Source organism: Micropruina sp. (genome assembly GCF_027492755.1).
Classification (GTDB): domain Bacteria; phylum Actinomycetota; class Actinomycetes; order Propionibacteriales; family Propionibacteriaceae; genus Micropruina.
Genome location: NZ_JAPUED010000233.1, coordinates 1 through 14,140, shown reverse-complemented (window position 1 = coordinate 14,140; position 14,140 = coordinate 1). Strand labels below are relative to the sequence as shown.

10 protein-coding genes are annotated in these 14,140 nt (G+C 69.2%); 4 read left to right on the top strand and 6 right to left on the bottom strand.

Annotated elements, in window-relative coordinates:
- Positions 1–136 precede the first annotated feature (136 nt).
- Complete coding sequence (locus Q0066_RS15975; protein ID WP_298134793.1) at positions 137–1,129, top strand: LLM class flavin-dependent oxidoreductase; 993 nt, start codon at positions 137–139, stop codon at positions 1,127–1,129.
- 439 nt (positions 1,130–1,568) lie between these two features.
- Here Q0066_RS15975 and Q0066_RS15970 read toward each other — a convergent pair whose 3' ends face one another.
- From Q0066_RS15970 to Q0066_RS15945, 6 genes are all read right to left on the bottom strand, one after another.
- Positions 1,569–2,687, bottom strand: a complete 1,119-nt coding sequence (locus Q0066_RS15970; RefSeq protein ID WP_298134791.1) for an NUDIX domain-containing protein — start codon at positions 2,685–2,687, stop codon at positions 1,569–1,571.
- Positions 2,688–3,037: 350 nt separating this feature from the next.
- Positions 3,038–4,930, bottom strand: coding sequence for an ABC transporter ATP-binding protein (locus tag Q0066_RS15965; protein WP_298134789.1), 1,893 nt, complete (start codon positions 4,928–4,930; stop codon positions 3,038–3,040).
- Positions 4,927–6,663 (bottom strand): ABC transporter ATP-binding protein, encoded by a 1,737-nt coding sequence (locus Q0066_RS15960; protein WP_298134787.1) that lies wholly within the window; start codon positions 6,661–6,663, stop codon positions 4,927–4,929. Before Q0066_RS15960 ends, Q0066_RS15965 begins: the two co-directional genes overlap by 4 nt.
- Positions 6,657–7,253 (bottom strand): TetR/AcrR family transcriptional regulator, encoded by a 597-nt coding sequence (locus Q0066_RS15955; RefSeq protein WP_298134786.1) that lies wholly within the window; start codon positions 7,251–7,253, stop codon positions 6,657–6,659. The genes Q0066_RS15960 and Q0066_RS15955 overlap by 7 nt, the downstream gene beginning before the upstream one ends.
- Before the next feature lie 169 nt (positions 7,254–7,422).
- Positions 7,423–8,643, bottom strand: a complete 1,221-nt coding sequence (locus Q0066_RS15950; RefSeq protein ID WP_298134784.1) for a type II toxin-antitoxin system HipA family toxin — start codon at positions 8,641–8,643, stop codon at positions 7,423–7,425.
- A complete protein-coding gene (locus tag Q0066_RS15945; protein ID WP_298134782.1) occupies positions 8,640–8,933 on the bottom strand; it encodes a helix-turn-helix transcriptional regulator in 294 nt (97 codons plus the stop codon). The genes Q0066_RS15950 and Q0066_RS15945 overlap by 4 nt, the downstream gene beginning before the upstream one ends.
- Before the next feature lie 200 nt (positions 8,934–9,133).
- Here Q0066_RS15945 and Q0066_RS15940 point away from each other — a divergent pair, with 200 nt between their 5' ends.
- The 3 genes from Q0066_RS15940 (at position 9,134) to lysS (ending at position 13,824) form a co-directional block, all read left to right on the top strand.
- Positions 9,134–10,864: an ABC-F family ATP-binding cassette domain-containing protein gene (locus Q0066_RS15940; protein WP_298134780.1), complete on the top strand. Its 1,731-nt coding sequence runs from the start codon at positions 9,134–9,136 to the stop codon at positions 10,862–10,864.
- A 182-nt stretch (positions 10,865–11,046) separates the two neighbouring features.
- Positions 11,047–12,288, top strand: coding sequence for a threonine/serine exporter family protein (locus Q0066_RS15935; protein WP_298134778.1), 1,242 nt, complete (start codon positions 11,047–11,049; stop codon positions 12,286–12,288).
- Between the two features lie 30 nt (positions 12,289–12,318).
- Positions 12,319–13,824, top strand: a complete 1,506-nt coding sequence (gene lysS, locus Q0066_RS15930) for a lysine--tRNA ligase (protein ID WP_298134776.1) — start codon at positions 12,319–12,321, stop codon at positions 13,822–13,824.
- Positions 13,825–14,140 lie beyond the last annotated feature (316 nt).

Here is a 14,140-nt window from a genome sequence, read left to right as displayed (position 1 = left end):
CCGCTGGCCGAGACCGCCGACTGACGCGATGGCGCGCCTCTGACGCCTTGCAGAGCGGTAGGGCGCGATGGCGCGGCACTGGCGCTTTGCAGAGCGGTAGGGAATGTTCCCAGGGCCGGTCACCGTTACTCCGGTCGTGACCGACGCGACGCAACCGAACGATGTTCCACTCTCCATCCTCGACCTGGCTCAGGTGTTGCCGGGCGAGTCCGTCGCGGACGGCCTGGCCGCCACGGTGTCCCTGGCGCAGAACGCCGAGCGCTGGGGCTATCGCCGGGTCTGGTACGCCGAGCACCACAACATGCCGACGATCGCGTCGTCGGCCACCGCCGTGCTGATCGCCCACGTCGCGGCGCACACCTCGACGATCCGGCTGGGTGCCGGCGGGGTGATGCTGCCCAACCATGCGCCGCTGGTGATCGCCGAGCAGTTCGGCACGCTGGCCGAACTGCATCCCGATCGCATCGACCTCGGGTTGGGCCGGGCGCCCGGCACCGACCAGACCACCGTCCGCGCGCTGCGCCGCACGCCGGGTGCCGCGGACACCTTCCCGTCCGACGTCCAGGAGTTGCAGGGCTTCCTGAGCGAATCGATCATCGCCGGAGTCGCCGCAACCCCGGGCGCAGGCACGAAGGTGCCGCTGTTCATCCTCGGCTCGTCGATGTTCGGCGCTCAGTTGGCCGCCGCGCTCGGCTTGCCGTACGCATTCGCGTCCCACTTCGCCCCCGATGCCCTGGAGGCTGCGGTGGCCACCTACCGGCGCGACTTCCAGCCCTCGCAACAGCTGGCCGAGCCGTACGTGATCGCGGGCGCGGGCGTGATCGCCGCCGACACCGAGGACGAGGCGCGGCGGCTGTTCGAGCTGACCCGACGTGCCCGGATCAAGACCTTCCTGGGGCGTGGCCGGACGCTCACCGATGACGACGTCGAACTGCTGCTGGAAGGCCCCGGAGGTGCGCAGGTCGACCACATGCTGCGTTACACCGGGGCAGGTACCGGCCCGCAGGTGCGGGACTGGCTGCGCCGGTTCGCCGTCCATGCCGATGCCGACGAGCTGATCCTGGTGTCGTCCGCGGTCGATCGGCCGGCCGCCGTCCGCACCCTCGAGCTGGTCGCTCCGGCGGCCTGACTCTCCATCGCTCGCCTGACCATTTGGGGCTCGCCGAACTCGGCGAGCCCTAAATAGTCAGGCGAGCGCTGAGGGTGGTTGGCGAACTCGACCGCGGCCGGTCGGATGCGGAATCCGAGGCGTGCGGGCGGACGGCAAAGGTTCGCCGCACGGACGCCGCACCCGACACCGTCCCGGTGTGATCGGGGGGCATGCGCGTCACGATGATCCTGCCGGCCCGCTCGCCGACCCTCACCGAGGCGACCAGTCCGTTCTTCCAGGCGGTGAAGCACAGCCTGTTCCCGCCCATTGGGCTTGGCCACGCCGTCCGGCTACCTCCACTCCGAGGACGGGTCGCCTGCTCGACGAGCATGTCGAGAAGGTGCCGCTCGACGACCTCCCCGACCTGGTCGTCATTGTCACCTCGGCGCGCATCCTCGCCGGCCCCTATGCGCCACGGTCACCGCAGGCAGCCGGCGATGCCGTCCCGGCGAGCCAGAAAGCCGGACAGCGCCCGCTCGGTGCGCCCCGGCTCACCCTGCGCGGCCAGGTTCCGCATCCCCTCGTCACCACGCCGGACGGCCTCGCGGATGCCGTCGATGGCCAGCTGCACGCGGGGGCGGACGGCGTCCAGCACGGTGAGCGGCTCGGTGCCGTAGCCGTCGGCGAAGATCCGCAGCCGGCGAGCGGCCTCGTCGTCGGGGATCGGGCGGAAGAGCGGGACAGCCGTCCAGGCGGTGTGACCCAGGTCGCAGACCGGCTCGGACGGCCCGGCCAGGTCCCAGTCGAACACCCCGGCCACCTCATCGCCGTCGAAGGCGACGTTGTACGGGGCGACGTCGTTGTGGGTGATCAGCGTCGGCGCGTCCACCCCGAAGAACCGCCACGGACCGGGGTGGTTGAAGTCGGACGCCGCCGTGTGCAGCGCGCGTAGCCACCGGCCGAGAGCTGCCAGCCGGGCGTCGGTGAGCACGTCGGCGTTCACGTCGATCACCTCACCGGGCAGATAGTCGAGCGCCTCCCGGCCGCGCGCGTCGATGCCGTGCACCCGCGGGACGGCCGGCAGCCCGGTCGCGGCGAGGTGGCCGAGCAGGGCATGGACGGCGGGCGTCCACGGCCCGGCCGGACGCCGCACCGTCGCCCCGATCCGGACGGCACCGCCGACGTTGCCGCCCGGCAGTCTTTCGCCGTCCAGCAGCACGTCGCGCAGCTCGGTCAGGAACGGACGGTCGGGTTCCAGCCAGTCGACGTCGTCCAGTTCCTCGGGGGCCAGCCAGCGCAGCGCGTCATGTTCGGTGCCGGACGGCTCACCCTCGGTCAGCGTGCAGAGCGCCACCCGCAGCTCCAGCTCGCGACCGCGGTCGCTGCCCCGGACCGCACCGGTCAGCCACGACTCCACCCGGACGACGCAAACCAGTTCCTCGCCAATCTCCCTAGCCAGAGCATCCTCCGGAGTCTCGCCGGGATCGACCTTGCCGCCAGGAAACTCCCACCGTCCGGCTTCGGTAGCAGGGTAACTGCGCCGGGCGGCCAGCACGCACCCATGCCGGACGATCGCCGCACCCACCACCCTGATCACCCGCCGACCTTATCCAGCCGGGCGCGCGCTACTCAGGCCGATGCGAGCGATGTCGAGATCGCTGGCCAAGTCGCCGGGGCATCGCGGGCCGCCGATGGAACGAGGGGACGGTTCTTTTCGTACCGCGGGTGGAACGAGGGGACGGTTCTTTTCGTTCCACCCGTACGGGTCGGATGCGGACGGCAAGAAGAGCGGTCTCGAGCCGTCTCCGCCGTACAACCCGCCACGGTGGACCGAAAAGAACCGTCCCCGGCGGACCGCGGCAGGCTGAGAAATGGAACGAAAAGAACCGTCCCCGCGTACCGGAAGTGGAACGAAAAGAACCGTCCCCGCGTACCGGGACAGACCCGCTACGCCGCCTCTTCCTCGTCCTCCAGGCCGCCGGTGAACTGGGAGCGGTACAGGCGCTGGTAGGCGCCGTGGTGCTCCAACAGCGCGTCATGCGAACCCTGCTCGACGATGGCGCCGTCCTCCATCACCAGGATGGTGTCCGCGTCGCGGATCGTGGAGAGCCGGTGCGCGATCACGAACGACGTCCGGCCGCCGCGCAGCGCCTGCATGGCGTGCTGCACCAACAGCTCGGTGCGGGTGTCCACCGACGAGGTTGCCTCGTCCAGGATCAGGATCGCCGGATCGGACAGGAACGCCCGGGCGATGGTGATCAGCTGCTTCTCGCCGGCCGACACGTTCGAGCCCTCGTCGTCGATCACCGTGTCGTAGCCGTCCGGCAGCGAGTGTACGAACCGGTCCACGTAGGTCGCCTCGGCGGCGGCCAGGATCTCTTCCTCGGTGGCATCCGGACGCCCGTAGGCGATGTTGTCCCGGATGGTGCCGCCGAACAGCCAGGCATCCTGCAACACCATGCCGATGTTCGATCGCAGCTCCCGTCGTGGCACCGCGGCGATGTCGACGCCGTCGATGGTGATCCGGCCGGCGTCCACGTCGTAGAACCGCATCAGCAGGTTCACCAGGGTGGTCTTGCCCGCCCCGGTCGGGCCGACGATCGCCACCGTCGAGCCGGGCTCGGCGACCAGCGACAGGTCGCTGATCAGGGGTTTCTCCGGATCGTAGGAGAACGCGACGTGCTCGAACTCCACCCGGCCCTGCAGCGGTTCGGGCAGGTGCGCGGGGGCGTCCACGGTCTGCTCGGTGGCGTCCAGCACCTCGAACACCCGCTCGGCCGAAGCCACCCCCGACTGCAGCAGGTTGGTCATCGAGGCCAGCTGGGTGATCGGCTGGGTGAACATCCGGGAGTACTGGATGAACGCCTGGACGGCGCCCAGCGTCATGGTGCCGGCCGCCACCCAGATGCCGCCGATCACCGCGATCGCGACATAGCTGAGGTTCCCGATGAAGAACACGCAGGGCATGATGATGCCGCTGATGAACTGGGCCTTGAACGACGACTCGTACATCTCGTCGTTCTTCGCGGCGAAAACGGCGGCCACCTCACGCTGCCGGCCGAACACCTTGACCAGCGAATGCCCGGTGAACGCCTCTTCGACGTGCCCGTTCAATTCACCGGTGGAGCGCCACATATCGACGAACCGGCGCTGCGACCGCTTCATCACCTGCGCGGTGACCAGGGCGGTCAACGGCACCGAGATCAGCACCACCAGCGCCAGCGGCGGCGACAGCCACAGCATGATCGCCAGCACACCGAGCACGGTGAAGATGTTGGTCAGCATCTGCGCCAGGGTCTGCTGCAACGACTGGGCGATGTTGTCGATGTCGTTGGTCACCCGGCTGAGCAGCTCGCCGCGGGGCTGCCGGTCGAAGTAGGTGATCGGCAGCCGGTGCAGTTTGGTCGCCACCTGCTCCCGCATCCGGTACACGGTGCGCTGCACGATGTCGTTGATCAAGAAGCTGGCCCACCACAACACCAGCCCGGACACCACGTATACCGCGAGGGCTTCGAGGATCACCGTGCCCAGGGCGGAGAAGTCGATCCCGCCACCCAGTGCGCCGTTGAAGATCAGGTCGGTGCCGCGAGCCAGGATGACCGGCCCGAGCGCGTTGCCCAGGGTGGCCAGCGCCGAGATGACCACGACGAAGGTGATCAGGTTGCGTTCGGGCCGCATCATGCCGAGCAGCCGCTTGGACGATGCGCCGAAGGTCACCGCCTTCTCGGTCGCACCCATGCCACCCATCGGACCGTGTCCCATGCCCCGGCGGGCCTGGGCGGCATGCTCGGGCCGGGCGTTCGCCTTGCGGGGGGCGTCGTTGGTTGCCTGTTGGCTCATGCTGCTGCCTCCTCGGCCTTGAACTGGGATTCGACGATCTCGGCGTAGGTGGGGCAGTCGGCGAGCAGTTCGTCGTGGCTGCCCTCACCCACGATCCGCCCGTTCTCGAGCACCACGATGGTTTCGGCGTCACGGATGGTGGACACCCGCTGCGCCACGATCAGGACGCCGGCCTCGGCGGTCTCGCGGTCCAGCGCGGCTCGCAGCCGGGCGTCGGTGACGACGTCGAGTGCCGAGAACGAGTCGTCGAAGACGTAGATGTCGGGTTTCTTCACCAATGCCCGGGCGATCGACAATCGTTGCCGCTGGCCACCCGAGACGTTGGTGCCGCCCTGGGCGATCGGGGCGTCCAGCTGTTCCGGCATGGCCCGGACGAAGTCGGCCGCCTGTGCGGTCTCCAGCGCCGCCCACAGCTCGTCGTCGGTGGCGTCCGGCTTGCCGTAGCGCAGGTTGGACGCGACGGTGCCGGTGAACAGGTACGGCTTCTGCGGCACCAGACCGATCCGTGACCAGAGCAGATCCGGATCGAGGTCGCGGACGTCGACGCCGTCCACCTCGACCCGGCCGCCGGTCACGTCGAACAGCCGGGGGATCAGGCTGACCAGGGTGGTCTTGCCGGCACCCGTCGAGCCGATGATCGCCGTCGTCTCGCCGGGCTTGACCCACAGGTTGATGCCGGCCAGCACAGGCTGCTCGGCGCCCGGGTATTTGAATTCGACGTCCCGCAGTTCGACGCGGCCGTGCGCCTGCACCGTCCGGATCGGTTCGACCGGCGCGACCACCGAGGAGTCGGTGTCGAGCACCTCGGCGATGCGGCGGGCGCTGACCACGGCACGCGGCGCGATCATCAGCATCATCGTCGCCATCATCACGCTCATCAGGATGGTCATCAGGTACTGGATGAAGGCCAGTAGCTGGCCGGTCTCCATGTAGCCCTCGGCGACCCGGAAAGCGCCGAACCAGGTGACCCCGATGGTGGACACGTTCATCACGAAGAACACGATCGGGAACAGCGTCATCATCCGGCGTCCGACCCGGGTGGCGGTGTCGGTGAGCTCGGCGTTGGCGACCGCGAACCGCTCGGTCTCACGCGGTTCGGCGGTGAAGGCCCGGATCACCCGCAGACCCGAGATCTGCTCGCGCAGCACCCGGTTGATGGTGTCGATGCGGGTCTGCTGGGTGCTGAACAGCGGCATCATCTGGCTGACGATCGAGCCGATCAGGACGCCCATGATCACCACCGCGACGGCGATCGTCCAGCTCAGCCCCGGGTCTTCGCGCAGCGCCATGATGATGCCGCCGACCATCATGATGGGCGCGGCGACGATCATGAACGCCGTCATCATCACCAGCTGCTGAATCTGCTGGACGTCGTTGGTGGTGCGGGTGATCAGGCTCGGTGCGCCGAACTTGGCCACCTCACGGGCGGAGAAGCTGAGCGTGCGATCGAAGATCGCGGCCCGCAGGTCGCGTCCGAACGCCATCGCCGAGCGGGCCCCGAACCAGACCGCGGCGATCTGGGCCGCCATCTGGACGACGGTGACGCCCAGCATCACGGCGCCGACGCTCAGGATCAGGTTGATGTCGCCGTGGGCGATGCCGTCGTCGACGATCCGGGCGTTCAGCGTGGGCAGATAGAGCGCGGCCGCGTTGGCCGCCAACTGGAGGAGCACGACGAACGCGAGCTGCCCGTAGTAGGGCCGCAGGTAGTCGCGCAGAATGCGGATCAGCATGTGGTGTCCTCGGTGGATTCGGTGGCGATGCCATGCAGGACGAGGCGGGCGAGCTGGCGTGGCTCCGTGGCGTCCGGATGGTCATTGAACGGCATGACGGCTGCGAAAGCCATCGCCGAGATCGCCCAGCAGGCGGTCGGTGTGCCGACGGTGAGCTGGTCGTCGAAGCGGGATAGTACTCGGGTCATCGCCTCGTCGACAGCCAGGTGGTAGTCGCGGTGCGGAGGCCTGGGATGCTTGCCGTGTGGTGGTGAGGTGTGGCTGATCGCCGACATCAGGGACCGCACCTGCTGGATGCGGGCATGCAGGATCTGGACGATCCAGGCCACGGTGTCCTCCAGCCCCAGATCGGCGGGAATCGCGTCGATGGCGGCGACCACCGGCCCGGGCGCCAGGCAGTCCTCGACCACGGCCTCGATCAGGCTCTGCTTGGTGCCGAAGGCGCGGAAGATGGTCCCTTCGGCGACATCGGCGCATTCGGCGATCTGCCGGGTGGTGATGTTCAGCCCGTGCTCGAGCAGCAACGGACGGGTCGCCTCGATGAGCGCCCGGCGGCGCTCATCGGGGCTCATCGGATTTGCTCTGCTCACGAAGGACGAGTGTATGAGTGAGTGCTCACTCATTCAAGTCGGTCGCGCCGCTCGATGTGGCCGACGCGCGACTTCGCCCTGCCCTGGCTTCATTCACCGGGTTTCAACCATGGAAAGGACGCCGAGCCAGGGCGATGTCGTGGTGGCTTTGCAGGTGGGAAGCGTCGCGTCACAGGCCTGAGGCGTCTGCCAGGCGTCCCTGGGCCTCAGTGAGTACTCGCTCCAACCGGCGGACGTCGGCTTCTGGCAGGCCGAGCTCCGCCGCATGTGCCGGCCAGCCGGAGGTGGCGCCGAGCACGTCGGCGACGATCGGACGCCACTGTGCTTCCGGGATGCCGAACTCGTCGGCGAGCCCGATCAGGGCACGCGCCTCGCGGGCCGGCATGCGTTCGCCGTCGATCGCAGTGGCCCGGTCGACGCCGCCGATCGGGTTGGGTGTGATGTCGAAGGCGGGGGACAGCCGCCAGCCGGTGTTGCTCCACAGCACGCCGTGGTTCTTGAGGTGGTCGTCGGTGTTCCGCATGGCGATGCTGAACGCTATTCGCCGCCAGAGCTGCCGGAGGGTGCCCGACAGGTCGTCGACGTCGATCTCGGCGAGGGCTTCGGCCAGGTCGAGGTAGTCGCCGGAATCGGGGTAGGGGGCGTCGGTGAGGGCGAAGCCCGACAGGTAGGGAACGCGTCCGGACCGGGTGCGGTCGAACCGATCCAGCAGCAGGCAGCGAGTTCGGCCGACCGGCATCAGCCGGCTCGGCGGAACCTGGATCCCGGCCCTGGCAGCCAGGTCGAGGCACAGCTTCTCCCAGGCGATCACCTCGATCTCGTCGTCGGTGCTGGCGAATTTGGCGATCATCAGGCGCGTCCCGTCGCTCACCGATGCCTTGGGGCGCGCCCCACCGAGGCTGGCGCTGCCTGCGTCGACCAGCCTGCGCACGGCGTCCAGATCGTCGGTGTCGGTCTCCACCGCGCGGGCGGCCCGGGCGAGATCGTCGAGTTGCACCAGGTTCGGCACCTGATGGCTCGGGGAGAGGAACGGTCCGGACGCGTCGGTGCGTAGCCGCAGCGCGCCCATCCGAGTCAGGTCGTCGACAGCCAACAGGTAGTCGGTGCTGGTGGGGGTGCGTCCGCGATTCGCACGCAGGACCAGCCGCTTGCCCCAGCCGTCAGGGCCGGCGTCGTCCAGCCCGCGGGGGACCTCGGACGTGACGTACCGTGCCGCGCCCAGGCCGGTCGCGAGGTCGAGTGCGGGCCGGCGCGGCAGCGCCAGATACTCGGGGGCATAGCGGAACTCCGACCGGACCGTGCGGCCGCGACGGTCCTCGACCTCGGCCGAGCCCAGCGGCACGGTGGTGCCGCCCAGTTCGATGTGTACCTCGAAACGATGGAGGCTCATCGCCGTACCCGCTTGGGCAGGATCCGATCGGCGCTGGCGCGTCCGAGATCTGACTCGTAGGGGTCGAGGGAGGTGAGCAGCTTCTCGGTCTGCCCGAGCACGCGGGCCACCGACAGCAGCGAACCGAGCCGGACGCCGGGGTCGCCGTGCTCGATCTTGGTGAGCGTCGGCGCCGAGATGCCGGCCCGTTCGGCCACCTGGGCCGCCGTGTAGCCGAGCAGCTTGCGCCAGGTCGCCAGATGGCGCCCGAGTTCCACGGCATCGCGTTCGGTCCGGCGGGAACCGATCATGACTGCTCTCCTAACCTAAGAGATCATTGATCATATGACCCACAATACAAGCAATTCTTGGGTTAAAAGTCAGAGCCTTCTGGCCATGCCGGTCGGGCGCCGACCCGTCCGGTTGCCCAGCGGAGCTGTCTTTGGCACCCTGGGACGCATGTGGAACTGAACCTCTCGCCCTGCTCTACTCCCAGCGATCGAGGTTCTTCATGTCCGCTTCACTCTTCCTTTCCGGCGTCTCCGCATCGTTCGGGGCGCGTCCGTTGTTCTCCGGACTGCAACTGCGGCTGACGCCCGGCGACGTCACCGCGCTGGTCGGCCCCAACGGTGCCGGCAAGACCACGCTGCTGCGGATCGTCGCCGGCCTGCATGCCCCGGACGCCGGCACGATCCGGTTCGCTCCGCCGGACGCCACCCTGGGCTACCTGCCCCAGGAGCCGCCCGCGCCGGACGAGACGATCCTCGACTACGCCCGGCGACGTACCGGGGTGGGGCCGGCCCAGGACGCCTTCGAGTCCGCGGCGGCCGCGTTGGCCGACCCTCACCCTGCGTCATCCCGGCGCACGCCGGAATCTCCGGACCCCGCCGAACGCTACGACCATGCCCTGGCCACCTGGCTGGCATTGGGCGGTGCCGACCTGGATACCCGTTTGGCCGAGGTGCTCGCCGGTCTTGACCTGGACGCCGACCTCGATCGTCCACTCGGCAGCCTGTCCGGCGGCCAGGCTGCTCGGGCCGGACTGGCGTCCATCCTGGTCAGCCGCTACGACCTGCTGCTGCTCGATGAGCCGACGAACAACCTGGACGCCCGTGGCCTGGAGGCGTTGACCGAGTTCGTCCGGACGCTGCGGGCACCGGTGCTGATCGCGTCCCACGATCGGGGGTTCCTGGACGCCGTGGCCACCTCGGTGCTGGAGCTGGACGAGACCCAGCAGCAGGTCAACCACTACACCGGCGGCTGGAGCGACTACCGCGCGGCCAAGCAACGGGCGCGTGAGCAGGCCGAAGCCGCCTATGACAGCTACACCGACACCCGCGACGCGCTCGTCGAACAGGCCCGCCGCAAGACCGAATGGGCCCGGGCCGGACGTGCCAAGGCGGCCAAGCTGGGGCCCGGCATGAAGCTGGAGAAGAAGTACCGGGAGGACCGGGCGCGTCGGATGGATCAGCGCGCGGCTCGCGTCCGGGACGCCGTCGAACGCCTGGACGAGGTGGAGCAGCCACGCAAGGAATGGCAGCTGCGCTACTCGATCACCGAGGCTGCGCCGTCGTCGGAGGTGGTGCTCACCCTCGACCGGGTGGTGGCCCGCACCGGTGAGTTCACCGTCGGACCGGTCAGCGCCCAGGTGGTCCGCGGCGAGCGGATCGCGCTGCTCGGTGACAACGGCTCGGGCAAGACCACGCTGCTCGAGGCGGTCCTCGGTCACCGTGCGGTCGTGGCCGGCCGGGTGAGCTGGGGCACCCGGGTGGTGCTGGGCACGCTCGGCCAGGCCCGCGACGAGATCTCCGGCGAGCGTGCCCTGCTGGACGCCGTCGCCGCGGCCCTCGGCGAGACCGACGCCGGCGCCGTCCGCACCCTGCTGGCGAAGTTCGGCCTTGGTGCCGAACATGTCGCGCGGCCCTGCGCCAGCCTGTCGCTGGGGGAACGCACCCGGGCTTCGTTGGCGCTGTTGCAGGGCCGGGCGGTCAATGTCGTCGTCCTCGACGAACCCACCAACCACCTGGATGCCGCCGCCATCGACCAGCTGCAGGAAGCCCTGGACGAATACACCGGCACCCTGCTGATCGTCACCCACGACCGGACTCTGCTGGACGCGCTCGACCCGACCGTCCACTGGCAGTTCACCCGGACGTCCGACCATCGCGCCGAGGTCCATGTGGAAGCCGCGTCCGACAGCCGCTCAACAGCCGTTGGTCGAGCCCGCCGAGACCCCAAATGACCGTAGGAACCGTCCCCGGTGACCGAATGAACCGTCCCCGGTGACCGTGGGGACGGTTCTCTTGATCACCACGTCGCCTCCATCGTCATCCCGGACCGCGTTCGACCGAGGTCCCGCGCGTCCGCGTGCTTCGGTAAGCATCGAGAGGGTTCACTGACTCCATGGCAGCACTCTCGTCTCCGATGCCGGGCGCAACTGAGTCCGCGGGTGGGGACGAGGCGTTGGTGCTCGGACGGCTCGGCGCCCTGCTGCTGGACGCCGGCACCTCGGTGACCGACGTGCGGGACACGTTGGACGACATCCGCGCAGCCGAACTGCCGCAGGACATCAGCATCGGTGTGCTGCCCGACCTGGTGATTGTCACCCGGCGCACCACCGGCGCCGCGATGCTCATGCCGCGAGCCGAGAGCGAGTTGTCGTTCCGCCAGTCCGGACGGGTGGGCCGGCTGGTCCGCGAGCTGCGGACCGGGATCACACCGCTGTCCCAGGCCGACGCCCGGATGGAGGAGATCCGCTCCGAGATCGCCGGTCATCCGGTGGCTCGGTGGGCGTTCGGCAGCGTGCTGTCCGCCGGCGGGCTGGCGGTGCTGTTCCGCTGCCCGTGGTGGGCGATCCTGATCAGCCTGGCGATCGGTGGCCTGGTGGGGTTGTTGATCGTGCTGCTGCAGCGGGTGCGCGGCGCCACCGCGCTGGCACCTTTTCTCGCCAGCCTGCTCTCCACCGCACTGTTGGGGTTGGCGGCCACCCGACTCGAACTCGGCTCAGTACCGCTGCTCGCGGTCTGTGCGCCGATCGCCGTGCTGGTGCCGGGGGCGCTGATCACCAACGGACTGCTGGAGCTGACCGCCACCGACATTCTCACCGGCTCGGCGCGACTGGTGTACGGCCTTGTCGTGCTGGCATTCATGGCGGCCGGGATCGCTGCCGGCGCCGTCCTGACCGGGCTGCACCTGGACGCCGGCTCGGCCGCGCTGGTCGGCGATGTGCCGCGGCTGGCGACGGACGCCACCGGCTGGGGTGCGCTGCCGCCGCTGTGGGTGTCCTGGGTGGGCATCGTGGTGCTGGGCATCGGCGTCGGACTCGCCTTCGCCGCCGGCTCGGCGCTCACCGGGCTGATCGTCGTGGTGATGGCGCTCACCTACACACTGCTGGTGCTGCTCACCCCGCCGCTCGGCGGCATCGTGGCCACCGGCGCGACGTCCTGTGTGGTGCTGCTGCTGGCCCGAATCCTGGAGAAGCGCACGGTCGCCGTCCCGACCACGGTGTCGTTCCTGCCCGCCTTCCTGCTGCTGGTCCCCGGCTCGGTCGCCCTCGTCGCGCTGGCCGCCGCCAACGTCGGTGCCCTCTCGGTGGCGATGGCCACCTTCGCCAGCCTGTGCATCGGCACCAAGCTGGGCTCCGTGCTCGGTGATCTGCTGCGCTGACCGGTCGCCCATCCTCGCTACAATCCTGCGGTGACCACGCCCGACGATGACGCTGCCCTGCCCGAACAGCTTCGCCTGCGCCGCGAGAAGCGCGCCCGGCTGATCGAGGCCGGCAACGACCCGTACGCGATCAGCGTGGACCGGACGCATTCCGCGGCCGAGGTGCATGCCCAGTGGGGCCATCTCGCGACCGGCGAGGAGACCCAGGACGTGGTCGGCGTCGGCGGCCGGGTGGTGTTCATCCGCAACACCGGCAAGCTGTGTTTCGCCACCCTGCAGGACGGCTTCACGGCGTCCGATTCGGGCACCCGGCTGCAGGTGATGATCTCGCTCGCCGAGGTGGGGGAGGAGCGCCTGGCCGACTGGAAGGCGGACGTCGATCTCGGCGATTTCGTCTTCGTCAAGGGCCGGGTGATCTCGTCGCGGCGCGGCGAGCTGTCCGTGCTGGCGTCGGAATGGCGGTTGGCGTCCAAGGCGCTGCGTCCGCTGCCCACGCTGCACAAGGACCTCGGCGAGGAGACCCGGGTGCGGCAGCGCTACGTCGACCTGGTCGCCCGCGAGGAGGCCCGCGACATGGTGCGCACCCGCGCCGCGATCGTCAGTTCGATCCGGCAGACGTTGCGCGACCAGGGCTACCTCGAGGTCGAGACCCCGATCCTGCAGCTGGTGCACGGCGGCGCGTCGGCACGGCCGTTCCACACCCACCTGAACGCCTTCGACATTCCGATGACGCTGCGGATCGCGATCGAGCTCTACCTGAAGCGGGCGATCGTCGGCGGCGTCGACCGGGTCTACGAGATGGGCCGGATCTTCCGCAACGAGGGCGTCGACTCGTCGCATTCGCCCGAGTTCACCATGCTCGAGGCGTACCAGTCCTGGGGCGACCAGTTCACCATCGCGGCGATGACCCGCGACCTGATCGTGAACGCCGCCGCTGAACTCGGCGTCGAATCGGTGCACACTCCGGCCGGCGAGGTGCAGCTGACCGGCGAGTGGGCCTGGGTGAGCGTCTATCCGGCCTTGTCGGAGGCGTTGGGTGAGGAGATCACGCCGGACACCACCCTGGAGCGGTTGCGCGCCATCGCGGACGCCCGGGGCATCGAATACGACCCGGCCTGGGCCGACCAGAAGCTGGTGATGGAGTTGTTCGGCGAGATCGTCGAGCCGACCCTGGTGCAGCCCACTTTCGTCAACGGCTACCCGGCGATCGCCCAGCCGCTGGCCCGCAACAACCCCGACGACCCGCGCCTGGTCGAGGCCTGGGACCTGATCATCGGCGGTGTGGAGCGCGGCACCGGCTTCTCCGAGCTGATCGACCCGGTGATCCAGCGGGACGTCCTGGTCAAGCAGTCGTTGAAGGCCGCCGCCGGCGATCCCGAGGCCATGCAGCTGGACGAGGACTTCCTGCGCGCCCTGGAGTTCGGCGCCCCCCCGATGGGTGGCATGGGCCTCGGCATCGACCGCACCATCATGCTGTTCACCGGCGCCGGCATCCGCGAAACGATCCTGTTCCCGCTACTCAAGCCCCAGGGCTGAGCACACCGGCCGAGTTCCTTCTCAACCCAGGGCTGAGCCACCGCTGGTCGAGCCTGTCGAGACCCTCGATGGGCATCTGGCCCGTGTTGGGATCCCCACAGTGCGTTGCTGGTGGGCGTGAGGTTCTGAACGCGAAACCGTTGCAGTGTGCCGAGATCCCGGGTCGGAGCCCGGACGACGGAGTCTCGATCACCAGGGACTGAGCTGGTCGGATCCGTCATATGCCGAGGTCTCGACAAGCTCGACCAACGATGTCCGAAAGAGGTCTCGACAAGCTCGACCAACGGCGCCCGGAAGGGGTCTCGACAAGCTCGAC

Bases quoted from the DNA above. Each gene is read 5' to 3' on its own strand.
- Q0066_RS15935 (WP_298134778.1), top strand. From the start codon at position 11,047: ATGCCGGGCGCAACTGAGTCCGCGGGTGGGGACGAGGCGTTGGTGCTC.
- Q0066_RS15960 (WP_298134787.1), bottom strand. From the start codon at position 6,663: ATGCTGATCCGCATTCTGCGCGACTACCTGCGGCCCTACTACGGGCAG.
- Q0066_RS15950 (WP_298134784.1), bottom strand. From the start codon at position 8,643: ATGAGCCTCCATCGTTTCGAGGTACACATCGAACTGGGCGGCACCACC.
- Q0066_RS15965 (WP_298134789.1), bottom strand. From the start codon at position 4,930: ATGAGCCAACAGGCAACCAACGACGCCCCCCGCAAGGCGAACGCCCGG.
- Q0066_RS15945 (WP_298134782.1), bottom strand. From the start codon at position 8,933: ATGATCGGTTCCCGCCGGACCGAACGCGATGCCGTGGAACTCGGGCGC.
- Q0066_RS15940 (WP_298134780.1), top strand. From the start codon at position 9,134: ATGTCCGCTTCACTCTTCCTTTCCGGCGTCTCCGCATCGTTCGGGGCG.